Source organism: Algoriphagus antarcticus (assembly GCF_002150685.1).
GTDB lineage: Bacteria > Bacteroidota > Bacteroidia > Cytophagales > Cyclobacteriaceae > Algoriphagus > Algoriphagus antarcticus.
Map to the genome: position 1 here is coordinate 21,212 of NZ_MSSW01000037.1, position 23,720 is coordinate 44,931.

Genomic DNA, 23,720 nt, shown 5'->3' on the forward strand with positions numbered 1-23,720 from the left:
TTCCACCTGCCTGCCGGAATGCAGGTGTGGCCTTTAAACAACAAAATATAAACATATGAAAAAGCTAATCTTAACTTTCTTTATTGCAGCTTTTGCCTTTGCTGCACAAGCACAAGTAAAAACAATCGGGATCAAAACATCCGCAATCTGCGAGATGTGTAAGGCTACCTTGGAAAAGGATCTCACTTTCGAGAAAGGTGTGAAATCCGTGAATCTAGATTTGGAAACCAAGGTGCTAAACATCGCCTACTTGGATTCTAAAACCGATCCAGACAAACTCAGAAAGCGAGTTACCATGGTCGGCTACAATGCAGATTCACTCAAACGTGATCCAAAGGCTTACGCAAAACTGGACGAATGCTGCAAAGACGGCGCTCACGATGATGAGGTTCCGAAGAAAAAGGATAATTAACTACGCAAAAGCTTCTCAGAAATGGGAAGCTTTTTTCTATTATTCTAACCGCCAGGAGCGCTGAGGTTTTCGCAGAAAACACTAGAGTTAGGGACTGCTTAGAAATAAAGAGATGCCTTAGCCTCAGCAGGATATGTTTCGTTCCTACGGAACTCTCGCTATTATCGTTTGCTTTTTTCAACGAACTGAGTTCCGCTTTCACCAAACCATTTATTCATACGGAACTTTAAACAGAGCAATCGCCTCGCTAGGGCTATAACGGATATTGTCCGCTTTACCAAATAAGCCGTTTCTCCGGTACTCTATACAGAGCCATAGGCTCGATAAATATTGTAAGGATGGGCTTCAGCCCGTCCACCACTGCAACAAAGCTGTATCTAAGATCCGTAGGATCGACACATTTTTAAAATCATGTGCTTTTTTTCAACGGACTGAAGTCCGCTGTTTCAAAATTAGCCGTTCCTCCGCAACTATTAAGCAGTGTCTTTTCCTCACTAGGGCTATAACGGATATTGTCCGCTTTACCAAATAAGCCGTTTCTCCGGTACTCTATACAGAGCCACAGGCTCGATAAATATTGTAAGGATGGGCTTCAGCCCGTCCACCACTGCAACAAAGCTGTATCTAAGATCCGTAGGATCGACACATTTTTAAAATCATGTGCTTTTTTTCGCCGGACTGAAGTCCGCTGTTTCAAAATTAGCCGTTCCTCCGCAACTATTAAGCAGTGTCTTTTCCTCGCTAGGGCTATAACGGATATTGTCCGCTATCAAAAAATCATCCATTTCTACGGAGCTTTAAACAAAGCCATAGGCTCGATAAATATTATAAGGATGGGCTTTAGCCCATTCACCAAAGCAAAAAAGCAGCATCCTTATCCTCACATCAAAACCAAATCAAACGGTCGGAAGGCATCTAAAAGCGGGTCGGAAGGATCAAGTTCTGTGACCAAGGTATGAACTGCCGTCATATCACAAGTCTTGTATTTTTGGATGGAGTGCAACTTATCCGAAACGGTCAAAATCACCGTCTTTTTTGCAGCTCTGATCATTGCTTGCTTTACTTGAATCACCTCCCAATCAAACTCTGTCAAGCCATACTGTGCATCCAAATAGCCTGTTCCGAGTATGCACATATCCACGCGTAGCTGTGAAAGCGCATTCACTACGGTCCCTCCCACTGCGAATTTGGCATCATGCAAAAGCTTCCCTCCCAAAAAAATCACCTCCACATTTTCATGATCCAGCAAGGCCATCGCTACATGAAGGCTTGGAGTAAACACGGTCAATTCCAACTTCTCCGGCATCAGCTTAGCCACTTCCATATTGGTCGTCCCTCCACTCATCAGGATCACTTGTCCATCCGATAGTAACGCAATAGTCTTTTCGGCAATTAATATTTTCTTTGACTTCAGGTAGATATTCCCATCGTCCTTGGTGAAAGTCATAAAGCCAAAAGAAGTTGCGCCACCATGGACCTTCTTCAGCTTCATTTCCTTGTCCAACTCCTTCACATCACGCCTTACAGTATCTATAGACACATTTAAAGAATCTGATAAATCATTGAGCAAAACTCGGTGATGCAGATGGACCTGATCCAAAATGTACTTATGTCTTTCTTCTTTCAGCATGGCATAAAATCTTTCAGTTTGGGAAACTAGCGAAAACAGCAAAAACTTGCAAAAATAATCTCGAATTGAAATTGCTGGCAAAAAATTGCGTCTCTTCATTCTCTATCCTGCAATATTCTGGGTAGTTTAGCTGTGAAAAGCAACTCTGCTATAAATGAATTTGAAGATCTAATCAGCTTGAAGACCATGAAGTTCAATTCCTTAAATACTATTCTACTTCTACTTGCAATAGCAATTTTCTCACTATTACAAAGTTCTTGCAGCCCTAAAGCCACTTTCAGAATCATCGATAAACCGATCACCTGGAACCAAGAGCGAGAGGAGCTTTCGCTTCAATACTTAAAAACCCGTCATGGTCTGGAACAGAAAACCGCATCAATTGCCCCCAAAATGGTGGTCGTTCACTGGACTGCAATTGACAATATTGAAGTTACTTTTGATGTGTTTGATCCCGCTACAATAGCCGGAAGAGCTGATTTGACTGGGGCAAGCAATCTTAATGTTTCTAGTCAGTTTTTGATTGACCGAGACGGCACGATTTTTAGACTGTTGCCGGACACTACTTTTGCCAGACATACTATCGGTTTGAATTATTTGGCGATTGGCGTCGAAAATATTGGTAGTGATGCTATGCCTCTGACCAAAAAACAACTGAAAGCAAATGAGGAACTGATCAGATATCTGGAAAGAAAATATGCAATCGACTACGTGATTGGTCATCATGAATATCAAAATTTCCAGAACACCGAACTTTGGAAGGAAGCCGACCCAGACTATCGCACTGTCAAAACAGACCCAGGAGATGCTTTTATGGAGAAACTCCGAAAAAACTTATCCGATTTAAATTTGAAACCTGTACCAACGCTCTGATTACCCATTTATGAAATTCCTTTCAAGGTATCTCTTTATTATTCTGGCCTTTGGCTTGCTATTTTCCGCCTGTAAATCCCAAAAAAACGCTCCTTCTGTAGGCAAACCCTCTGGCACTATAAAAACTTCCCCCGGCACACCAAATCCAGGTGCTAATCTTCCAGTGAAACCTTTACCGATGGCACCAGTCGCACTGCGTCCATTGACATTTCAAATGCCAGAAATGCCCCGCGAGTTTCGTGGCGTTTGGATTGCAACAGTAGCGAATATTGATTGGCCTATTTCTCCTGATGATTCTTATTTGAAGCAGAAGCAGGATTTTATTAACCTTCTTGATTACTATAAAAACCTGAATTTTAACGCAGTAATCGTCCAGATCAGAACGGCTGGGGATGCTTTTTACCCAAGCAATTTGGCTCCGTGGTCAAAATACCTCACGGGAAAACAAGGTCAAGCTCCCAAAACTGACGAAAACCCACTCACATGGATGATCATGGAATCCCATGCAAGAGGATTAGAATTCCACGCTTGGCTAAATCCTTATCGGGCTACAATGAACCTGACTACAGACGGACTAAGTCCCGATCACGCCTATAATCTTCATAGAAATTGGATGCTGAAGTATGGCACTCAGTACTATTTCAATCCTGGATTACCTGAAGTAAAAGCACATTTATTGGCTGTGATTAAAGAAATCGTAGATAATTACGACATCGATGCGATCCATTTTGATGACTATTTCTATCCCTACAAAATTGCCAAACAGGATTTCCCTGATAAATCTACCTACGACAAATACAAGAAGCCAGGACAAACCCAAGACGATTGGAGAAGGGATAATGTAAACCAATTGATTCTTGCGCTTAACCAGACCATTAAACAAAGTAAGCCTTGGGTACAGTTTGGTATCTCACCATTTGGCGTGTGGAGAAATCAAAACATGGATCCAAAAGGATCTCCTACCCGAGCCGGACAAACGAATTACGACGATCTCTACGCAGATGTGCTTCTTTGGATGAAAAATGGCTGGGTGGATTACATGATTCCGCAGCTCTACTGGAGCATGGATCATAAGCTTGCTTCGCATCGAATCCTGAATGACTGGTGGGCAAAAAATCACTTCAACACGAACATTTATATAGGAAATGGCCCGTATAAAATCCGTGAGGACTCTGACGCAGCCTGGGACAATCCCCGAGAGATCAACACGCAAATTTCCTATACGCGTACCCTTCCGACTATTCAGGGAAATGCCTTTTTCTCAGCAAAATCCATGAAAATCAAAAATCAGGATGTGGCTCAATTGCTGAAGAATGAATTGTATAATGAGCCTACTTTACCTCCATCTTTCCAGCCCAAAAGCCCTTCGATCATAGATACGCCAGTGGTCTTCAGTGTGGAAGCAAATTCCGAATTGACTTCTATCCGTATGGCAAATCCGCTTGACCCGGCAATCCGCTATGCGTTAATCCAAGGTGCAAATGAATTGAATCAACTGGCTGATGCCGAAATTCATCCGATTTGGGTTGGTGGATTGCGAGTCAGGACTTTGGAAGTAAAAAGTCTGAACACAGAATACCTGGCAATTCGATGGATTGACCATTACGGAAGAATCGTTCAAACTCAAGTGTACCAAATTCCTTAAATTCTCACTATGAAATCGAGCATGACACAAGCGTCACACACAGAGAAGAACATCAACCATGCGAGATTCCACCTGCCCGCAGGCAGGTGTGACCTATAAAAATCAAATTATAAACACATGAAAGACATGCTTGTCCGATTGATCGGTTTGCCGGAAGTTTCTCTTGAAGAAGCAAGACTTTTGAAAAAGGAGAATGTTGTCTTTCGAAGAGCTATTGCTCCCGAGAAGCACCTGCTGAGTAGCTGGGTGCTGGAGCATTTCGGTGAGTATTGGCAGTCAGAAGTGGAAGTCGCTTTCAGCAGACAGCCCGTGGCTTGTTGGCTGGCGCAAAGAGGAAATAAAATCTTAGGATTTGCCTGCTATGAAAGTACAGCAAGAAACTTCTTTGGCCCAACAGGGACAATAGAGAAGGAAAGAGGAAAAGGCATAGGAAAAATACTGCTGCTTAAATCACTGGAATCAATGCGTGAAATGGGCTATGCCTACGCAATTATCGGCGGAGTTGGCCCGGCGGAATTCTATGAAAAGGCAGTCAACGCAAAACTAATAGATGGATCAGAGCTGAGTATCTACGAAAATCTGATCCGAAAATCATGAGCAAATCCACCAAAAGAAGTCCATGGATCTGGATTCCTTCGCTGTACATGACCGAAGGAGTTCCATACATTGTCATCATCGTGGTCTCAGTGATTATGTACAAAAAGCTCGGTGTATCCAATTCGGACATTGGTCTTTACACCAGCTTACTTTACCTTCCCTGGGTGATCAAACCTATCTGGAGTCCGATAGTTGATCTATTTGGTACCAAGAGAAAATGGTTTCTGACCATGCAGTTTATTTTGTCTCTAGTCTTTCTCGGTGTTGGATTGACTACAGCGGGCAACAACTTTTTCTTTATGACCTTGGCTTTCTTCTGGATGGGAGCTTTTGCTTCTGCTACAAATGATATCGCTTCTGACGGCATGTATTTGATCGCTTTGAAGCCAGAGCAACAATCCTTTTTTGTGGGTTTGCGAGGTACGTTTTATCGAATCGGGATGATCACAGGTCAGGGCTTGATCGTGATGGTCGCCGGACATCTGGAAACCAGCTTGGGAGACAACACTAAAGCCTGGTCCTACACTATGATAATCGTGGGTGGTCTGATGCTTTTGCTTACTGCAATTAATTACTTTTCTACGCCAAAAGTAGAAGAAGAATCAACCGAAAGAATTACGCGTGAAGCGAGTTTCGGAAAGGTCTTCACTACATTTTTCACTAAGAAAAACATCGGAATCTCACTGGCATTTGTACTTATATATCGATTGGGAGAATCGCAGTTGGTGAAAATGGCCTCCCCTTTTTTACTGGAAGAAAGACAAACTGGCGGGCTGGGATTGACTACTTCTGAAGTTGGATTTCTCTACGGGACTATCGGTGTGATTGCCTTACTTGTCGGTGGGATTTTAGGTGGAATCGCTATCTCACGCCATGGATTAGGCAAGTGGATGATCCCAATGGCACTTTCCCTGAACCTTCCGAATTTGCTTTACATCGGTTTGGCGCACTTCCAGCCTGACAATATTATGTATGCCGGCATCGTGGTCGTCATCGAGCAATTTGGCTATGGATTCGGCTTCGCGGCATACATGATCTTTCTGATTTATTTAGCCGAAGGTCTCTTCAAAACCTCCCATTATGCTTTGGCAACAGGTTTTATGGCCATGGGAATGATGCTTCCCGGAATGCTTTCAGGTTATATCCAAGAGTGGCTGGGCTATACAGGTTTCTTCATTTGGGTGGGGATAGCAATGATTCCTGCGCTGGCTATCGCCGCAAGTGTGAAGTACCCTAGGGAGTTTGGGAAGAAAATTGAATAGTTTCGTTTTACTTCAGCCCCCAAAACTTCATTATTCGAAATTCTTCATTATTCATTCGTTATTAAAATATCGAATGATGGACGTCGAATGCTGTATGATGAAATAGCTTACTCACTTAACTACGAATGAAAAAGTATCCTACTTTATCTCGAGATACCTTTAAATTTTGAATGATGAACACCGAATTTTGGATGATGAAGTTTGATCAACTCTACTAACTGATAGAAAATGAATTTAAATACTCAACAAAAAATAGCCCAATGCTTCTCTCCGGCAGCATTTATCCATGATTCAGAGGAAAACTATCAAGCCATTGAAACGCTGATTCGAGAGCAGGAAATCGGCGGATTAACATTTTTTCATAGCCGTCATTCTGCCGCCGCCAACTTCGAAAAGCGTGCGGAAGTACTAGATGTAAGTGGAACATTGGAGAAAATGATCATACTTATCAACCGCTACCAGGCAATCTCGAAAACGCCTTTGCTGATCAGCATTGACGGGGAATATGGACTTGCGATGCGGATTGAGAAAACACCTCAATATCCCTTTGCGATCACTCTTGGAGCGATTAAGGAAAACTCACTGGAACTTATTGAAGAAGTAGGTTATAGAATGGGTCAGGATATGAAAGCCGCTGGAATCCATCTGAACCTAGCGCCCTGCTCAGATGTAAATACTAATCCGAACAACCCCGTAATCGGCTACAGATCCTTTGGAACAGATCCACAACAGGTTGCCGAGAATTCATTAGCTATGTACAAAGGGATGAAAAAAGCTGGTATCGGCGCTTGTTTGAAGCATTTCCCCGGACATGGCGATACACAGACGGATTCACATTTGGGGCTTCCTGTCATCCTAAAGACGAAGGAAGAACTCTTAAAGGAGGAACTTCTACCATTTCAATATGGAATAGATCAAGGCGTAGAGATGATAATGGTTGGCCATTTGGCTGCTCCGGCTTTATCCAGTGGGAAAGAAATAGCTGCCAGCATCAGTCGGGAGATTATTACCGACTTGCTCAAAAATGAAATGGGCTTTAAAGGTCTTATCATATCCGATGCTCTAAATATGAAAGCTGTGGCTGACTTATCTCCTATTCCTGGTCAATTAGAATGGCAAGCTTTTCAAGCCGGAAATGATATCCTTTGCTTTTCTGATCATGTGAAAGAGGGCATAGAAATGATTTTCAAAAATGCTTCGGAGGAGGAAATTGATACAGTTTTTGAGAAAATATGGGAACTGAAGGAGAAGTTGGGTGTATTTGATTTTAAGAATTTGGACGTGCCCGATTTTGATTGGGTAAGCCATTCTAAGTTTCAATCCCAATTATCCAAGGAATATGTTTCGGTGGTTTCTGGTAAGATTGATTCTCAGGAATTACAGCGTCTGGCAAATGTGAGAAAGCTTTCACATCGAATTTACTATGGGCAACCTGAATCGACCTTTTCAAAAAATCTAACTCTGAAATACAGTTCAGGCCTATCAAAAAACTCAATTGAAGATTCAGAAAAAGTAATCATTTCAGTTTTTGTTCCATCTCACAAACCCCTAAACCAATTTGGAATGGATGAAGAGGTATTGGAAGAAATCAAAACTATAACTCAATCAAAACCGTGTATTCTAGTTCATTTTGGAAATCCTCTGGCTCTAAAGCATGTAGGTAATCTCGAAGATTTTGAAGCGGTAATCTGTGCCTACCAGAGTTTTGATGAGGCGCAGGAAATGGCTAGCAAATTTCTATGAACTATTCTTACTGCTAATGAGGATCAGAAAAACCAATGATCTAACCTGTGCTCCCCGAGAAATCCTCTCCGACCTCTGCGGTTAAACAAAAAAAACCGGCTTCCTTTGCAGGAAAACCGGCCTTAAAAGAAATCATCACGCAATTTCCACTGGGTTAATCAGCTTCAACTACATTCTGACTTCCCATGTTATATTCCTTCTAAAACTAATTCTGCTTTTACTTCAGCAGCATCAAGGCGTTGATCTTTTACTTTTCCAAGAGTTTTGTCTGCAAAAGCTTTCATCGTGTTATTCTCACCGTTGTCTTTTTCGTTCTCATAGATTGACCTTGAGTTATCAAGCAATTCTAATTGAAAGTCAATAAAAGCCATATCGAAGTCTTCACCACTCAAAGCTGTCAATTCATCATATTTGGCTTTCATAGCAGATGAAATTCCATCAGAGATTTCAACATCCGTTCCATTTACAATACCTTCTAGCTCAGTTCTGCTTTCTGTATTTTCTGTAACTATCATGGTACCATACTCCAAAACAGAATCATCTTCACCGTTATCAAGAGCTAATTGTCCGAAGTCAATTTGTGCATTCAGATTCTCAGACGAAGCCATTGCAAAATTTCTGTCCTGCTGATTGTAAGTAGTTAGAATAGGGTCGTCATTTTGGTCTTCACAGGAAGTCATTCCTACAAGACATATCGCAGAAAGCATCACAGCCGCTGAAGTGCGGAGTTTTCTAAAATTAGGTGCTTTTGCTGTTTGTGTTTGATTAATAGTTGTCATAATAAATTTAGTTGGTTTAGTGTTCCCAACTATTCGTGCAATGTCTATTCCGAAGCCCTTTAAAGCCTTAGAAAGCCATTCTCTATATTTCGCCTGTGTAGCGAATACTCAGTCTGTTGAAAGTTTTACTCTTTTAGTAAATAATAGCTTCTCACTGTTCTACGATCTCCCAGATCTCATAGGGAATGTAATCAGGTTCTTCATCTCCAATACTTGCCTTCACCAAAAGTCTGTTATTTGGCAAAGTCATTTGAACAAGTCCTGAAGGAATCGTCAACTCACCCTGAAGCTGAACTCCATTCTTAAAAAGTATCATTCTATAATAATCCGGGTCTATAAAGCGGTAAGGTTTTCCTTCGGCTTTTTTCAACTCATTCGCGGCTTCCGAAATCTCTTTCACATAAATAAGTCCCAACAAATCCGAATCGAACTTTAAGATCTTTTCATTATGAGAATAAAGAGGAGTTCTACCTGAAAAAGCCAAATTTGATTCCCTTAAAGGGATAGCATCCAAAGCTTTAAAAAATTCGTGTTTGACGATGATTCTTTGTATAACATTCCAATTGATAGGATTAAAAATGGTAATCTCATTATCAATGGAAGTGGTAAAATATAAATTACCATTTCTTGCATCCAACGTAAAAATAGGACTAGCCACTGCTGGGAATTCTTCATCCTCAATACCCTGATAGACCTTTCTACTTGACTAGAATACTTCCGACTGGATAGATTTACTAGCATCATCATAGAATTCCATCATATTGATATTAGAGGGAACCCACTTAGGATGGACATTAATTCTCAAATTGGAAGCAATCGTAATAAATGACACTTGCGAACTCTTAGTTAGCGGAACAAACTTGGACCATGGCCCAGAATAAACAACAGTGGTGTTCTTCGGTTCAAACCTAACTTTATCAATCAAATTAAACTCTAAGTCGTATTTCAAAAGCTCCATGGAAGTCTGAACCCAGATATTCCCATCAGGAGAAAACCCCATAGTCAAGGCGGACATCAGATAATCTTCTGGCCCTTCGCCCTGTCTCTTTTTACTTACTACAATCTTCCCCTTTGCATCAAAAATAGCGAGCTCAACTCCTTCAGAACCCTTATCAATAAAGCCGCTATAAATATCCCTTTTTGGATCATAATCCCTAATACCAGCATTTGCAAGGCTTTCAATATGAAGATCTCTCACCTTCCTCAGCTTGTACTCCTGAGCAGTAAGTGTGAATGATAAAAAAGTTGCACTTAGCGCAAGTGCTATGGTAATTAGATAATTTTTCATGGGTTTCCATTAATTGAAAAACAAGCTAACGAAATAGGTCAAAAAAAGTAAACTTAAATTTGCGTTTACTTCTCAGCACCAAACTTATACACAATCTCATGCACGTATTTCTCACCAGGAGCTAAGCTAGTTGATGGAAAGCTTGGCTTATTTGGACTATCGGGCCAAGCTTCAGGTTCCAGACAAAGTGCCCAATGCGGTTGGTAAGTCTTGCCATCCGCTCCGGCGAAATTCCTCACATGATTGGCAGTGTAAAGCTGTACGCCTGGAGCAGTAGAAAAAACCTCCATCACACGACCACTGTCAGGATGCTTCACAATTGCTATTTTCTTCAGCTCTGGAGAATTTGCTCTTTTGGTGACATAATTATGATCGAAGCCCTCACCCAAAGCATCCAACTGAGCTCCTAGATTTTTTGGCGTTTGGAAATCAAATGGAGTTCCAGCTACAGCTTTAATTTCACCCGTTGGAATCTGACCAGCCCCAGCTGGCGTGATCGCATCTGCAAAAATCTGCAACTCATGATCTCTCACATCACCGGTGATTCCGCTCAGATTGAAATAGGAATGATTCGTCAGGTTTACGACAGTCTTCTTATCGGTAGAAGATTCAAAAAGAAGCTTCAGCTCATTAGTGCTAGTCAACTCCATCCAAAGCGTAGTCATCAGATTCCCCGGAAAACCTTCCTCTCCATCTACACTTTCATAAGTCATTTTCACTCCTATCGCATCGTCCTTTTTATAAGTTTCTGACTTCCATACTTTCACTCCGAAACCTTTCGCTCCCCCATGCAGGGTATTCTCTCCATTGTTTTTTGTGATGTGAAAAGTCTCATCGTCCAGCGCAAACGAAGCCTTCCCAATCCGATTGGCATATCTTCCCACAGCAGCTCCTAGATAAGGACCATTTTTGGTGAAGTAATCAGGCACAGTCTCCAGTGCCAATACCACATTCTCCAGCTTTCCGTCCTTGTCTGGGGTGATTATCCGAGAAATTATACCACCATAATTCGTCAGTTCTACCTGCATTTTGCCATTGTCGAGGGTATATTTAAAAACATCTTGGCCTTCCCATGTGGCTACTTTCTCACCTTTGATGGATAGTTTAACTTTTTCTTGAATCACAGTCGTTTTGGTTTGAGATAGACAGGCTGTGCCTGAAATAAGCAAGACTAATATTAGTAGGTTAAATTTTAGGTTCATGTGTTTGAGTTAAAAATTGGAAAATTTGGAATTGGAAAATTCTTAAATGATGGCAAGTAGAAAGATATAACTCTGAAAGCCAGCCCGCCGCAGATTACAAAAATAAACGATTACGGATATTGGTGTCCGAACGAAGCACCTAAGAACTTCGTAAATCGAAATTCTTAAATCCAAAATCACGCTATTCCCGTTTATGATTTGCCTCTATCCTATCCAGCTGCTTTTGAAGCTCGTCTCTATCATATACTTCACCCTTCATGACAACCATAAATGGATTTTTCAGTGTCGTCAGATTTTTCAAAGGATTATTTTCCACTAATACAAAATCAGCAGATGCACCAGTTTTGACGACTCCCCATTCCCCTTCTTGATCAAAATATTTCGCAGTATTCACAGTTCCAGATTTTAAAATCTCATAGTTGGACATACCTGCTTTGGACATCAGCTCGATCTCGTGGTGAATAGAAAATCCGGGAACATTAAAAACCTGAGGTGAATCAGAAGACATGAGAACGGGCACACCTGCTTCATGAAGCGTCATAAATAAGTTATTCCTAAAGTCCAGATAAGGCTGAACATTCTCCGCTGTCAAAATACCTTTTTCCTCATAAGGCGTTTTAGCATTGATCCAACTCTGCACCTGCTGTGCAGACATGTATTTCATTTCGGGAATATTTCTATATTCTTCGGCAGGTTTTGATCCAAAATACCGGTCAAAAAGTGTCAAAGTCGGTGCGATCCAAGCTTTAGTTTCCAATGTTAAATCAACCAACGCCGGTAATCTGCTTGGGTCAGCTTCACCTACGAGCAGCATAGTAAATGGTCCTGCAAGACTTGGGTCCAATACTCTGGAATAATCCGAAATCATCGCTTCAATGAAACCATCCATATGTTCAATTGATTTGTAGCCATTTTTCAAACTTGCCTCCAAGCCTACATCCAAAGACACATGTCCCCCGAAAGGAATTTCCAGCTCCTTGGCAGTTTTGGAAATCATCATAAACTCATCCATCGATAACCCTGGATGCAATTTCAAATGATCAAATCCAGCAGCTTTTTCATCTCTCACCATTTGCGCAGCTTGGGTAGGTGAAGAAACTGAGCCTCCACTAAACGAGGGTCCTGACAAAAACAGGCGTGGTCCATCAATTTCTCCAGACTGAACCTTATCTCTAAGGGTCAAATGGGATTCATGTCCAATCATTCCCCGCACACGCAAAACGCCATTGGCAAGATATAGCCACATAGTCTCCTCTTGGAGTTGGGTATCTCCATTTTGAGCTATGGGTATATGGGAATGAAACTCAGCTAAACCAGGATAGACATAATACCCATTACCATCGATCACAAGATTACCCGCGAAATCGACATGCTCAGTCATTGGAGTAATTTTGAGGATTTTACCATCATCAACCAGGATTGATTGGTTTGCTAGGACCTGATCATTTTCCATGGTGACGATGTTCACATTTGAAATAAGATAGGTCTGCGAAAATCCAGAGGAATATGAAATTTGGATTAGTAGGAAAAAAGCTAGAAGTGATTTAATCATAGGAGGCTATTGATGAGTCAGTTTCAATTTCGTGTATTAAGTAACTTAAAACAATCCTTTGGGGAAAATAGACTACTTGAAATCATAGCACTCATCGGCTGACTGCCTTTACCAATCATCCTGCACTTATTTGCCGCTACTGACCGGAATACCCAAATATCTCAATGCTTCTGCCAGCATCTCATCTGGAGTTTGACATATTCTAAGTTTCAATCCATACTTGGGTTCTTCCCACGTCGCAAATTGTGAGTCCAGCATTCCAGCTTTCATGTAATGATTCTTTCTGGCAAGCATACGTCTCCAGATTAATTCGCGATCCCCTTTGAGATGAATCCAGCGCACACTTTCATTTACTTTCAATAATTCTCGATAGCTTTCTTTCAAAGCAGAACATGCCAAAACTGCTCCACCAGTTTTCTCAGATTCCACTAAAAGTCTTGCCAAAGCTTGCAACCAAGGCATTCTATCCTCATCATTTAAGGGAAAACCTTGGCTCATTTTTGCGATATTTTCTTTAGGATGAAAATTATCTGCATCAAAAAATGGCAAATCCAGTGTATCTGCTATGCCAGACCCAATAGTTGTTTTGCCTGTTCCTGAAACTCCCGTGACTATGATTAGCATGTGTGAAAGGTAAGAAAAAACTTATTTCAGTTCCCATAATCTTTAGGCAACACGTAAGAACTAAATCAAACCCAGCTTTACGTACCTACAACATGAAGTAAATTTTACTGGATAATTAATAGAAATCGCCTCTTTAGCCTATCATTTAACAATGGATCAGTATTACGAAAACTTAATGTTTAGACCTCAATAAATTAAACTTTTACAAAATTTTTAGTAAAGTTCGTTTTATTAAAAAACATTTTTTAGATTTGTTTAAGTAAGTTACCAGAGTGAAAAAAGTTCTGATTAAAAGTTTAATCAACAGACTCAACTAGGTTATAATAATAAATCAGTACCTCTAACAAATTGATTACCTACTACTTAATAACCGATCATCTAACATATTCCAATTAAATAAACCTGTCAAAACAGTATGCTAAGTAAGTATCCGCTTTCAGAAGTTGAAAAAAGTTTTCTTAAGGAATCTGGTGTAGAGAAGATCAGCACCTTAATTCCATACCTTCAAGTTGACAATTTTCCTAAACTGGGCTTGCTCACTGCCTGCCGATTTTTGGAATGGGCAGCTGCAAATCCAGAAGGTGTCATTAGTTTACCAACAGGTAAAACACCTGAATTTTTCATCAAATGGACACAGTTTCTACTTGAAAACTGGGATAATAAAAAAGGTAAAGAAGTAAGGGAAAAATATGGCTTGGGAGATACCAAGAAACCAATTTTGAAGGACCTTACATTTGTGCAGATTGATGAATTTTACCCGATTTCATCCACGCAGAATAATAGCTTTTACGATTACGTCAACAAGTTTTATATCCAAGGTTTTGGCCTTTCAAAAGAAAAAGCAATTCTGATCAATTCCGATGAGATTCCGTTGGCAAATGGGTTGCATTTCAGTAAAATATTCCCTGAATTAAAAGTTGATCTTTCCTTGAGATTCCGAGATCCACAGAATGATTTGGAAAGACTACAGCAGCAATCAATCTACATGATTGATCAATGGTGTGGAGAATACGAGCAAAAAATCAGAGATGCAGGTGGGATTGGTTTCTTCTTAGGTGGAATTGGCCCAGATGGACACATCGCATTTAATACTAGAGGATCTCATTTGTTCTCTGTCACTCGATTGACAGAAACCAATTTTGAAACTCAAGCAGTAGCTGCCGGTGACCTAGGAGGAATCGAGATTTCTTCCAATCGATTAGTCATCACTATTGGATTAGGTACGATAGTGTACAATCCAGAAGCAGTAGCTATTATCATCGCCGCGGGTGAGGCCAAAGCAGGAATTGTAAAAAATTCTCTTGAAACTCCTCTCAACAATGTATTCCCGGGTACTGTTCTTCAGAAGTTGAAAAATGGCAGATTCTATGTTACCAAAGGTGCAGGTGTGAAGCTGACGGATTCTATAGATGCCTATTACGAAAAAAGTGAATGGACATGGGAAAAGACGGAGCGATCTGTAATCGATCTATGCAAGAAACTTGGAAAATACGGCCACAGAATAAAATTATCTGATCTCAAGGCAGATAAATATACCAAGCTGATTCCCGATTTGTCTGAGGATACAGTGAATCAGGTCATGACTAGCATTGAAAACAAGCTTTCGAAAGGACTAGAGCAAGAGCGTGAAGAAGTGCTTCTACACACTGGTCCACACCATGATGATATTTCTTTAGGTATCTTACCTCATATCACCAATCAGCTCCATGAGCCAACGAATGAGGCACACTTCTCTGTGCTGACATCTGGCTTTACGGCTGTGACGAATACTTTTGTAATCGACACACTTCAGCTTACCAAGAAGTTATTGGACAATGGTAAGATTCAAATGGTTCACTATGAAGACTTTTTTGAAGTAGGGTACAACCTAAAAACTGATAAGGATGTCTATCATTACCTTACAAATGTAGCCTCTGAGGATCCAGATGAACGCTTAAGAGGTCTTTGTCACAGAGTGGTGCGAGCGTTGGTTATCGTATACGGTATCAAGAATAAAGCACAACTTCGCGAAACAATAAACGATGTGATTAGCATCCTTAAGAATAGCTACGATGGAGAGAAAAACTCATCAAAAGTCCAGAAACTGAAGGGAATGATTCGCGAGTTTGAAGAAGAGCTAGTTTGGGCTCACTTCGGAGTACAAGTGAAAAATGTCCATCACCTGAGACTTGGATTCTATACGGGTGATATTTTCACCGAGCAGCCAGATAAAGATCGTGACGTAGAACCGATCGTGGAAATGTTCAAAAAAGTAAACCCTACGAAAATCAGTTTAACGCTGGATCCTGAAGGATCGGGACCAGATACTCACTATAAAGTGCTTCAGGCCACAGCAGCTGCGGTGAAAAAGTGGGGAGAAGAAGCAGACATCAGTAAACTGAGAATCATTGGATACAGAAACGTCTGGTTCAAATTTGAGCCGCATGAGGTGAATGTAATCGTTCCCGTTTCTCTTGGTGATATGTCAGTAATGGAAGATTCTTTCGCCAATTGCTACATGAGCCAAGTGAATGCTTCATTCCCTAGTTATTCTCACAATGGCAAATTCAGTACAGTTGCCAAAAGAATCTGGGTGGATCAACTAGATTCAATCCAACTTTTGCTCGGTAAAAACTACTTTTACCAGCATGATCGTGCTAAAGTGAGATCTAGCCATGGACTGATTTTCTTCCGCGATATGAATGTGGAAGAATTCTTAGCTACAGCAAGAGAGCTGGAGAAATCTATAGAAGGAATGCTCTAATGAAGATTGAACTATGCTGTGACTGATGGGTATTCCTATCAGCCACAGCTTTTGTAATAAACCTGACAACCATATTATTTGTAGCGAATGGAAAAAGCCATTTTGGGATTAGACATCGGAGGCACCGGGATCAAAGGTGGTGTGCTAATTAATGGACATTTGGAGGATATCCGATCCATTGCTACGCCAGCAAAAGAAAGTAAAGCGTTCATTCTAGAAACTATCGCTGAATTCATTGAGACCTACCTGTCATACGACTTGGTGGGAATTGGTGTAGGCATACCTGGTTTGGTAGATGCTAGAGAAGGCATAGTTTTAGGGCTTTCGAATATCCCTGCGTTTCAGCATGTAGAATTGAAGAAGTTTCTTACTGAGCGATTTTCAAAGCCAGTCTTCATAAATAACGATGCAAATTGTTTTGCCTCCGGCGTGCATAAATTCGGAGTGGGCAGGAAATTCAACCATATGGTGGGACTGACGCTGGGAACAGGCATTGGAGGTGGTATCGTAATCAATGGGCACCTTTATAGTGGTGTAAATTCTGCTGCGGGAGAATGGTGTAGTGCAGCCTATTTAGATCATGACTTTGAGCATTACTGCAGTGGTAAGTTTTTTGAAAAATACTATCATAGTAAACCCAAAGCGCTAGCCAAACTTGCACTCGCTGGTAATCCTGTAGCTATCAGAGCTTTTGATGAATTTGGTCATCATCTAGGAGAACTAATTAAGCATATATTGTATGCCTTGGCTCCTGAAGCAGTAATCTTGGGTGGATCTATCAGAAAAACTTTCCCCCTTTTCAAAAGATCACTTTTCAAAACACTTTCCACATTCAGTTATCCCACTGTCATTGATCGGTTTGAGATTTTACTATCAGAAATGGACGAAACAGCAATTCACGGTGCAGTAGCCTTAGTAGAATTAGAAAATGAGGTAGTAAGTAATTAAGTGTAAATCGGTTTGAAGTTTGTTTAAGGTGGCTTTGTCAGAAAAGCCACTTTTTTTTGTAAAAGTAGCTTTCAACCGCAGTGTACGTGGGTTTGAGCGAGGTTGCAGCGAATATGTTTCAAAGTATCCAGACTTGGACCTAGGTCAATGCAGTCACCAGATTGCTTTCCTTCCCAGAGAGGTTGGGCAACACGTGATTAGCTAAATCAAACTTTTATGAAACCCTCGATCTCGGATTTGATGCCTACAAAATGTTTCTTCAAACTCTCAAAATCTCCATCACTCACTAGCTTTTTATCAATCAAAGAACTGCCCATCCCTACCCCGTATGCTCCAGCTTCAAAGAATGATTTGATATTATCTTTAGAAACTCCACCTGTAGGAAGCAATTTGACTTGATCCAAAGGCCCTAGCACATCTTTGATAAACTGAACTCCCATCTGAGTAGCTGGAAAAAGCTTAACAGCAGAAGCTCCTAATGTCCATGCTTTATAAATCTCTGTAGGTGAAAAAGCTCCTGGAAAAATCGGAATATTTTCATCTACAGCATGCTCAATGACAGTTTCAGAGATGATAGGTGTTACGATAAACTGCGCTCTGGCATCAATAGCTTCTCGAAGATCACTCAAACTGCACACCGTCCCGGCTCCTATATTGAGTGATGGAAATTCAATCCTTAACCTAGAAATAATAGATGCAGCTCCCGGAGTGTTCATCGTGATTTCGAGCGTAGTAAATTCAGCCTCTGCATAGGCTTGTGCGATTTTCAAAACCGTTTCTAGCGACTGTCCTCGGATTATCCCAACAATTGGAGCCTTATGATAACGCTCCCAAAAGAGTGAAGTAGAATTTCCCATATACTAGGTATTGTTTTATGGTAATAGCGAATTGTTTTTTCTTAAGAAAAACAGCAATACTACCTTGAAGTCTTGCGCTTACAAGATAAAAACACCTGCCTCAACTTCAAGTAATAATTTCTTTGAGGCACCTGTTTCTTACTTTCTCAAGTGCTCATCGTATTGCTGTTGCAATCCTCAAACTAAAAGTAAAAAAATATAATATTTTATAACGGACAAACTTGTCCGTTATCTAAAAGACCTTACATTTGTCCCAGCAAAATAAAGGACCAAATGTTTTCAAAATCTTGTGAATACGGACTGAGGGCGACTATTTTTATCGCAGAACAATCATCTTCAAATCAAGTGGTGGGGTTGAAAACTATTGCCAAAGCGATCAATTCTCCAGAGGCATTTACAGCCAAAATCCTTCAAGTATTGACGAAAAACAACATCATTTCTTCCATCAAAGGTCCACATGGCGGTTTTAGGATAGAGGAATCTAGGATGAAGGAAATCAAGCTCATTCAAATAATCACGATTCTGGATGGTAATAAAATATTCTACGGATGTGGACTTGGGCTAGACCAATGCGATGAAAATTTCCCATGTCCTCTGCACAACCAATTTGTGAAGGTTAAGGAGGAATTGCGAATGATGTTTGAAACTAACACACTTCAAGACATTCTCTTTACTGAAAACGTAAAAAACATGTTCTGGCTCAAGCGGTAAACTATTTGCCTAAATAAAGGATATTTAGATCCTTTTATCTTTAATAAAAATTCCTATCCCATATGAAATCAAAAACCAGCTAAAAAAATCCAACAACCTAATAATCAATCACCAACAGAAAAAAAATTACAAGCACACCATGAGAAATATTTGGATAATATTCATAAGCGTAGTTTCGATTTCGTTTATAGCGCTCATCTGGGTGGGGACAGAGATCTATCAAACTCAGCCTCCCATACCCGAGAGTGTAGTCATTCAAGGTACAAATGAAACTTTCCTCACCAAGGAAGATATTCAGATAGGCCAAAACGTCTGGGAATCCATTGGAGGAATGGAAGTGGGATCGATCTGGGGTCACGGCAGTTATGTGGCTCCTGACTGGACAGCCGATTGGATTCACAGAGAAGCGTTGTTCCTGCTGGAGCTTTGGGCTCAGAAGGACTTCAAAAGCAGCTACGAATCTTTGGACGTGGAGAAGCAGGCTGCTTTGAAAGCCAGACTGATCAAGGATATCAAAACAAACACCTATGATGAGGCAACAGGAAAAATCACTATTTCTCCTGAGCGGAAAGCAGCCATAGAGGCAAATACTGCGCATTACTCTTCCATCTTTTCCGAAGGACATGAGCAATACGCCATTCCCAGGGGAGCCTTGACGGATACAGAGAAGCTTGGGCAACTCAATGCATTTCTCTTTTGGACTTCTTGGGCAGCTAGTACCAATAGACCAAATCATGACTACACCTACACTTCCAACTGGCCGCATGAGCCGCTGATCAACAATACAATCACGCCGGATTCACAGATTTGGTCAGGGTTCTCCGTTGTACTACTAATCCTTTTTATCGGTATTCTGACCTACTATTACCTCCGAAATCATGAAAAGGGTGATGCTGTAACTCAAAGTGAATCTGATCCGCTGCTAGGGATGACCATGTTCCGATCTCAAAAGGCAGTTTTGAAGTACTTTATTGTTATTTCATTCTTGATCGCTTTGCAGATCGTATTGGGAATACTTACAGTGCACTATACTGTAGAAGGCCAAGCTTTCTTCGGTTTTGAGCTTTCACAATTCCTGCCTTATTCTATCACCAGAACCTGGCATACTCAGTTGGCGGTGTTCTGGATAGCAGCTACATGGCTTGCAACAGGTTTATTCCTAGCTCCTATGATCAGCGGTAAGGAGATGAGATTCCAAGTATTTGGCACAAACTTTCTCTTCGTCGCTTTACTGATAATTGTTCTTGGATCCATGATGGGAGAATGGCTGGGCGTTCATCAGTTCCTTGATTTGACTACCAACTTCTTCTTTGGTCATCAAGGATATGAATACATGGATCTTGGGCGATTCTGGCAAATATTCCTTGGGATTGGATTAGTACTCTGGGTGCTTATGGTAGGACACCATGTGCTCTACGCTATCAGACAAAACACAGAATCAAAACATATTCTCATCATCTTGATGGTCTCTGTAGTGGCTATCGGTATGTTCTTCTTCTCTGGCTTGATGTACGGCGAAAACAGTTCATTGCCTGTCATCAACTATTGGAGATGGTGGCTGGTACACTTGTGGGTAGAAGGTTTCTTTGAGGTCTTTGCAACGGTGGTCATCGCCTATATCTTCTCCAGAATGCAGATTATCTCCATGAAAACTGCCGGAAAAGCTTCCATTGCTTCTGCCACAATATTCCTCTCAGGAGGAATCATCGGAACTCTCCATCACTTATACTATTCTGGTACGCCAGTTCAGGCGATTGCTCTCGGAGCCACTTTCAGTGCGCTTGAAGTAGTACCATTGACGCTGATGGGATTTGAGATAAGAGAAAACTGGAATCTATTGAAGAAAAATGAATGGATTCATCGCTACAAGTGGCCAATATTCTTCTTCATCTCAGTGGCATTCTGGAATCTAATCGGTGCCGGGGTATTTGGTTTCTTGATCAACCCTCCTGTCGCACTTTACTATATCCAAGGTCTGAACACTACGGCAGTTCACGCACACACAGCGCTATTTGGAGTATATGGAATGCTGGGAATGGGCTTTATCCTGATTTGCTTAAGATTCTATTCTGATCAGCATTGGAATGAAAAGCTTGTCAAATACGCATTCTGGCTTTTGAATATAGGATTGATATTGATGGTGGTATTGAGTCTTTTGCCTATCGGAATCATCCAAGCGTACGCTTCCATCACGCACGGATATTCTTATGCCAGAGATTCAGAATTGCTCTACAGCCCAACTGTCCAAATTCTCAAATGGATGAGAATGATAGGCGATACCGTCTTCTCCGTAGGAATAGGTTGCTTCTGCTGGTTTGTAGTGAAAGAAACAATTTATTGCATCAAAAAATAGGATAGCAGATAGATTAGAAAAACCCGGCGAGATGTCTCGCCGGGGTTTCTTTATTATTGACCGTGCGAGATCTGATGTTTAATCTATAAGATAAATTAATCAGTATATACGCTATTCTGCCAGTAAGCGAATTCTCTTTTGTCAATGGGTTGGAAGACCGAAGAACGGAGTAAACCGGAATCAATGTGTCTTTGGATTTTCGATCCTATAAATTTTCTACAGGCAAGATTCCGTATAATCACAAAATTAATAAAGACCGAATTGTTAGACCAAAACAAGTCTTACAATCGGACAATAGATAACTAAAAATCAAACAAGTTATCCAGAAACGACTCCTTCTTTCTTTTTTGCCTGTAATCATTCTCAGAACGATTATCGAAGGATGTGTCACGATAGCCATCAGACTGTGTCTTTTTAACAGTTTGTGAGGATCGTTCGATTATTTTATCAAGCTCACCTCGATCAAGCCATACCCCACGACATTCTGGACAATAATCAATTTCTACCCCGTTGCGATCACTCATAACTAAGTTCACACTACAATTTGGACATTTCATGTTTTACTTTTTTTTATCAACAATTTTTTCTAATAGTTCTATTTTTTTGTTCGCAATAGAGTCGATTCTTGAAGAAGATTTATTTATTAAGGAATCGAGCTTCTCAATTTTCTCGTTTTCAAAATTAATTAACGTATCAAGAGTTAATACCCTTTCATATTCTCTATTGACAAGAGAATCTAATTGCTCAGCTTTAGCGTGTAATGCTTTAAGTTTATCCTCTACTTTTTTGGTCATATCACCGCAAGAGGTGAATAATCCAATCGCCATTATTAATGGAATACTTCTTTTTAACAGAGTTTTCATATTTTATATTCTTAAACTATATTTATAGGAATTAAATCTAGTTAACATAAGTTAATTTTAACTCGGAACCAATCTCTCCAACTAATTACCATAGTAGCCAATCTTTCAGGCTTTACAGATGGTGTCAGATTAAGCTCAAATACGGTATTACTTGGTGGCTTGTTACGGTTGATTTTATTTTAAAGTTAATTCCTAGGTTTCCTCTTTATATAATTAGAATTATCAAATCTTGGCTTTTTCAACCCTACAAATTCAATGTGCTTTCTTATATTAATTTGAAAATGCTGTGATTATTAGCAATAGTGCTAATTGCCTTACATAATTTGGTTTTCCACCCGCCAGCCGGAAAAGGCGAGGGACACTGAAACGGCCAAATTTTAAGTTTTCCTCAATTTTATAGGAGACAACTTTATCTACTTACAGAAAAGCGGTTAAAAAAAACAGGTTAAATAAAATATGGAAGGCCCAAAAAAAATACCCACTTCTCAAAAAAACTCCTGACTCAATCGCTTAAGTCAGGAGTTTATCATTGCCATTCTCATGAGAGAAATATTTTCACCATTTTAAACAGCTGTGTATCCACCATCAGCTATGATGTATGAGCCATTAGTAAAGGATGATTTGTCTGAATTCAGAAATACAACCAGCTCTGCAACTTCCTCAGATGTGCCTAGACGATTCATACTTGATTTAGCTGCAATGGCAGCTTTAGTCTCATCGTCAAGATTATCGTCCAAAAGTGGCGTTGCGATATATCCTGGTCCTACGGCATTACATCGAATATTCTTTGAACCATATTCTGCAGCGATATTTTTGGTGAGTCCAACTACTCCATGTTTGGAAGCAGTATAAGCTGGACTCATTGGCGCGGCCACTTTCCCATGAATGGAAGCAATATTTACAATATTACCTCCACCGTTTTTCACCATTTGTTCTAGCTGATAGCGACATGCATAGAATACTCCAGATAGGTTTAGAGCAATCACCTTATCCCAGCCTGCAATATCATATTCACCTGTCAAAGCTGCTGGACCAGCGATTCCAGCATTGTTGCAGGCAATGTCAAGTCGACCATATGCAGCCACAAGCTCTTCTACTACTCGCTTATTATCCTCTGCTTTGGAAGAATCCGCATAAATAAAAATAGCTTCTCCGCCTAACTTCTTGATGCTATCGACTACTGCCTGACCATGTTCCGCATTTATATCCGAAACCGCCACTTTAGCTCCTTCTCGGGCATAGGCTTTTGCAATTGCTTTACCGATTCCTGAACCTCCACCGGAGATATAGGCAACTTTATCTTTTAGTACCATGATTAAATTGTTTAGTTTAAAATCTAATAAATACTGTATATGTATATCCGCAATTGCACCAGTAAAAATATAAAAGCATTATAGAACAAGCTCCACTCTAGGATTTAGGCCACTTCGGTCACCCCTGCCTCCGGCAGACAGGCGACTTCGGTCATCCAGCCTTTAACCCAAATAGAATATGGATACTGGCATCATTGCAGATAATCAAAATACTGTTTTTCAAACGTATCAACGCAACAAAAAAGTGGCGCCGTGGAAGCTATTCCCTTCCCATGATTACTCAAAGCATTGACTACCTCGATTCTATCACAGAATCAAGGTACAGTTT

21 protein-coding genes are annotated in these 23,720 nt (G+C 40.6%); 10 read left to right on the plus strand and 11 right to left on the minus strand.

Translation table 11 applies throughout. From position 1 onward, the window contains the following. Positions 1–55 precede the first annotated feature (55 nt). Positions 56–412 carry a heavy-metal-associated domain-containing protein gene (locus tag BVH04_RS13135; protein ID WP_086541930.1) on the plus strand — a complete coding sequence of 119 codons (357 nt, stop codon included), beginning with the start codon at positions 56–58 and terminating at the stop codon, positions 410–412. 880 nt (positions 413–1,292) lie between these two features. Here the strand turns inward: BVH04_RS13135 and BVH04_RS13140 are convergent. Then, on the minus strand, positions 1,293–2,042 hold the full coding sequence (locus BVH04_RS13140) for a DeoR/GlpR family DNA-binding transcription regulator (RefSeq protein ID WP_086541977.1): 750 nt from the start codon (positions 2,040–2,042) through the stop codon (positions 1,293–1,295). A 132-nt stretch (positions 2,043–2,174) separates the two neighbouring features. Between BVH04_RS13140 and BVH04_RS13145 the strand changes: the two genes are divergently transcribed. The 5 genes from BVH04_RS13145 (at position 2,175) to BVH04_RS13165 (ending at position 8,159) form a co-directional block, all read left to right on the plus strand. Beyond that, the gene (locus BVH04_RS13145; RefSeq protein ID WP_240510921.1) at positions 2,175–2,912 is read left to right on the plus strand and encodes a peptidoglycan recognition protein family protein; all 738 of its coding nucleotides are present in this window, start codon (positions 2,175–2,177) and stop codon (positions 2,910–2,912) included. Between the two features lie 10 nt (positions 2,913–2,922). After that, on the plus strand, positions 2,923–4,557 hold the full coding sequence (locus BVH04_RS13150; RefSeq protein WP_240510922.1) for a glycoside hydrolase family 10 protein: 1,635 nt from the start codon (positions 2,923–2,925) through the stop codon (positions 4,555–4,557). 117 nt (positions 4,558–4,674) lie between these two features. Continuing rightward, positions 4,675–5,154 carry a GNAT family N-acetyltransferase gene (locus tag BVH04_RS13155; RefSeq protein WP_086541932.1) on the plus strand — a complete coding sequence of 160 codons (480 nt, stop codon included), beginning with the start codon at positions 4,675–4,677 and terminating at the stop codon, positions 5,152–5,154. Continuing rightward, positions 5,151–6,416 carry an MFS transporter gene (locus BVH04_RS13160; protein ID WP_086541933.1) on the plus strand — a complete coding sequence of 422 codons (1,266 nt, stop codon included), beginning with the start codon at positions 5,151–5,153 and terminating at the stop codon, positions 6,414–6,416. Before BVH04_RS13155 ends, BVH04_RS13160 begins: the two co-directional genes overlap by 4 nt. Positions 6,417–6,644: 228 nt before the next feature. After that, entirely contained in the window at positions 6,645–8,159 is a 1,515-nt protein-coding gene (locus tag BVH04_RS13165) for a glycoside hydrolase family 3 protein (RefSeq protein WP_086541934.1), read from the plus strand. A 188-nt stretch (positions 8,160–8,347) separates the two neighbouring features. Here BVH04_RS13165 and BVH04_RS13170 read toward each other — a convergent pair whose 3' ends face one another. The 6 genes from BVH04_RS13170 to BVH04_RS13195 all read right to left on the minus strand — a co-directional run bounded on the left by BVH04_RS13170 (position 8,348) and on the right by BVH04_RS13195 (position 13,604). Then, on the minus strand, positions 8,348–8,938 hold the full coding sequence (locus BVH04_RS13170; RefSeq protein ID WP_086541935.1) for a DUF4142 domain-containing protein: 591 nt from the start codon (positions 8,936–8,938) through the stop codon (positions 8,348–8,350). Between the two features lie 151 nt (positions 8,939–9,089). Beyond that, on the minus strand, positions 9,090–9,596 hold the full coding sequence (locus tag BVH04_RS13175; protein ID WP_140160585.1) for a hypothetical protein: 507 nt from the start codon (positions 9,594–9,596) through the stop codon (positions 9,090–9,092). Between the two features lie 48 nt (positions 9,597–9,644). Further along, entirely contained in the window at positions 9,645–10,226 is a 582-nt protein-coding gene (locus BVH04_RS13180) for a hypothetical protein (RefSeq protein WP_086541937.1), read from the minus strand. 65 nt (positions 10,227–10,291) lie between these two features. Next, positions 10,292–11,428, minus strand: coding sequence for an aldose epimerase family protein (locus BVH04_RS13185; RefSeq protein ID WP_086541938.1), 1,137 nt, complete (start codon positions 11,426–11,428; stop codon positions 10,292–10,294). Between the two features lie 181 nt (positions 11,429–11,609). Further along, positions 11,610–12,980, minus strand: coding sequence for an amidohydrolase family protein (locus tag BVH04_RS13190; protein WP_086541939.1), 1,371 nt, complete (start codon positions 12,978–12,980; stop codon positions 11,610–11,612). A 126-nt stretch (positions 12,981–13,106) separates the two neighbouring features. Further along, the gene (locus BVH04_RS13195; RefSeq protein ID WP_086541940.1) at positions 13,107–13,604 is read right to left on the minus strand and encodes a gluconokinase; all 498 of its coding nucleotides are present in this window, start codon (positions 13,602–13,604) and stop codon (positions 13,107–13,109) included. A 415-nt stretch (positions 13,605–14,019) separates the two neighbouring features. On the opposite strand from BVH04_RS13195, the gene BVH04_RS13200 reads away from it, so the two are divergent. Then, positions 14,020–16,347 (plus strand): PIG-L family deacetylase, encoded by a 2,328-nt coding sequence (locus BVH04_RS13200; RefSeq protein WP_086541941.1) that lies wholly within the window; start codon positions 14,020–14,022, stop codon positions 16,345–16,347. An 87-nt stretch (positions 16,348–16,434) separates the two neighbouring features. Further along, positions 16,435–17,295 (plus strand): ROK family protein, encoded by an 861-nt coding sequence (locus BVH04_RS13205; protein WP_086541942.1) that lies wholly within the window; start codon positions 16,435–16,437, stop codon positions 17,293–17,295. A 206-nt stretch (positions 17,296–17,501) separates the two neighbouring features. Here BVH04_RS13205 and BVH04_RS13210 read toward each other — a convergent pair whose 3' ends face one another. Further along, complete coding sequence (locus tag BVH04_RS13210) at positions 17,502–18,152, minus strand: bifunctional 4-hydroxy-2-oxoglutarate aldolase/2-dehydro-3-deoxy-phosphogluconate aldolase (RefSeq protein WP_086541943.1); 651 nt, start codon at positions 18,150–18,152, stop codon at positions 17,502–17,504. A 273-nt stretch (positions 18,153–18,425) separates the two neighbouring features. On the opposite strand from BVH04_RS13210, the gene BVH04_RS13215 reads away from it, so the two are divergent. Both BVH04_RS13215 and BVH04_RS13220 read left to right on the plus strand, forming a co-directional pair. Then, positions 18,426–18,863, plus strand: coding sequence for an RrF2 family transcriptional regulator (locus BVH04_RS13215; RefSeq protein ID WP_086541944.1), 438 nt, complete (start codon positions 18,426–18,428; stop codon positions 18,861–18,863). A gap of 139 nt (positions 18,864–19,002) precedes the next feature. After that, a complete protein-coding gene (locus BVH04_RS13220) occupies positions 19,003–21,216 on the plus strand; it encodes a nitric-oxide reductase large subunit (RefSeq protein WP_086541945.1) in 2,214 nt (737 codons plus the stop codon). A 302-nt stretch (positions 21,217–21,518) separates the two neighbouring features. Here the strand turns inward: BVH04_RS13220 and BVH04_RS26385 are convergent, their stop codons facing one another. The 3 genes from BVH04_RS26385 to BVH04_RS13235 all read right to left on the minus strand — a co-directional run bounded on the left by BVH04_RS26385 (position 21,519) and on the right by BVH04_RS13235 (position 23,392). Next, positions 21,519–21,773 (minus strand): TFIIB-type zinc ribbon-containing protein, encoded by a 255-nt coding sequence (locus BVH04_RS26385; RefSeq protein WP_086541946.1) that lies wholly within the window; start codon positions 21,771–21,773, stop codon positions 21,519–21,521. A gap of 3 nt (positions 21,774–21,776) precedes the next feature. Next, positions 21,777–22,079 carry a hypothetical protein gene (locus tag BVH04_RS13230; protein ID WP_086541947.1) on the minus strand — a complete coding sequence of 101 codons (303 nt, stop codon included), beginning with the start codon at positions 22,077–22,079 and terminating at the stop codon, positions 21,777–21,779. A 563-nt stretch (positions 22,080–22,642) separates the two neighbouring features. Then, positions 22,643–23,392 carry an SDR family NAD(P)-dependent oxidoreductase gene (locus BVH04_RS13235; protein WP_205635849.1) on the minus strand — a complete coding sequence of 250 codons (750 nt, stop codon included), beginning with the start codon at positions 23,390–23,392 and terminating at the stop codon, positions 22,643–22,645. Positions 23,393–23,720 lie beyond the last annotated feature (328 nt).

Coding starts and splice junctions, on each gene's coding strand:
- BVH04_RS13235 (WP_205635849.1), bottom strand. CDS start 23,392: ATGGTACTAAAAGATAAAGTTGCCTATATCTCCGGTGGAGGTTCAGGA.
- BVH04_RS13220 (WP_086541945.1), top strand. CDS start 19,003: ATGAGAAATATTTGGATAATATTCATAAGCGTAGTTTCGATTTCGTTT.
- BVH04_RS13140 (WP_086541977.1), bottom strand. CDS start 2,042: ATGCTGAAAGAAGAAAGACATAAGTACATTTTGGATCAGGTCCATCTG.
- BVH04_RS13180 (WP_086541937.1), bottom strand. CDS start 10,226: ATGAAAAATTATCTAATTACCATAGCACTTGCGCTAAGTGCAACTTTT.
- BVH04_RS26385 (WP_086541946.1), bottom strand. CDS start 21,773: ATGAAATGTCCAAATTGTAGTGTGAACTTAGTTATGAGTGATCGCAAC.
- BVH04_RS13200 (WP_086541941.1), top strand. CDS start 14,020: ATGCTAAGTAAGTATCCGCTTTCAGAAGTTGAAAAAAGTTTTCTTAAG.
- BVH04_RS13210 (WP_086541943.1), bottom strand. CDS start 18,152: ATGGGAAATTCTACTTCACTCTTTTGGGAGCGTTATCATAAGGCTCCA.
- BVH04_RS13190 (WP_086541939.1), bottom strand. CDS start 12,980: ATGATTAAATCACTTCTAGCTTTTTTCCTACTAATCCAAATTTCATAT.
- BVH04_RS13170 (WP_086541935.1), bottom strand. CDS start 8,938: ATGACAACTATTAATCAAACACAAACAGCAAAAGCACCTAATTTTAGA.
- BVH04_RS13230 (WP_086541947.1), bottom strand. CDS start 22,079: ATGAAAACTCTGTTAAAAAGAAGTATTCCATTAATAATGGCGATTGGA.
- BVH04_RS13165 (WP_086541934.1), top strand. CDS start 6,645: ATGAATTTAAATACTCAACAAAAAATAGCCCAATGCTTCTCTCCGGCA.
- BVH04_RS13185 (WP_086541938.1), bottom strand. CDS start 11,428: ATGAACCTAAAATTTAACCTACTAATATTAGTCTTGCTTATTTCAGGC.
- BVH04_RS13195 (WP_086541940.1), bottom strand. CDS start 13,604: ATGCTAATCATAGTCACGGGAGTTTCAGGAACAGGCAAAACAACTATT.
- BVH04_RS13215 (WP_086541944.1), top strand. CDS start 18,426: ATGTTTTCAAAATCTTGTGAATACGGACTGAGGGCGACTATTTTTATC.
- BVH04_RS13150 (WP_240510922.1), top strand. CDS start 2,923: ATGAAATTCCTTTCAAGGTATCTCTTTATTATTCTGGCCTTTGGCTTG.
- BVH04_RS13205 (WP_086541942.1), top strand. CDS start 16,435: ATGGAAAAAGCCATTTTGGGATTAGACATCGGAGGCACCGGGATCAAA.
- BVH04_RS13155 (WP_086541932.1), top strand. CDS start 4,675: ATGAAAGACATGCTTGTCCGATTGATCGGTTTGCCGGAAGTTTCTCTT.
- BVH04_RS13160 (WP_086541933.1), top strand. CDS start 5,151: ATGAGCAAATCCACCAAAAGAAGTCCATGGATCTGGATTCCTTCGCTG.
- BVH04_RS13135 (WP_086541930.1), top strand. CDS start 56: ATGAAAAAGCTAATCTTAACTTTCTTTATTGCAGCTTTTGCCTTTGCT.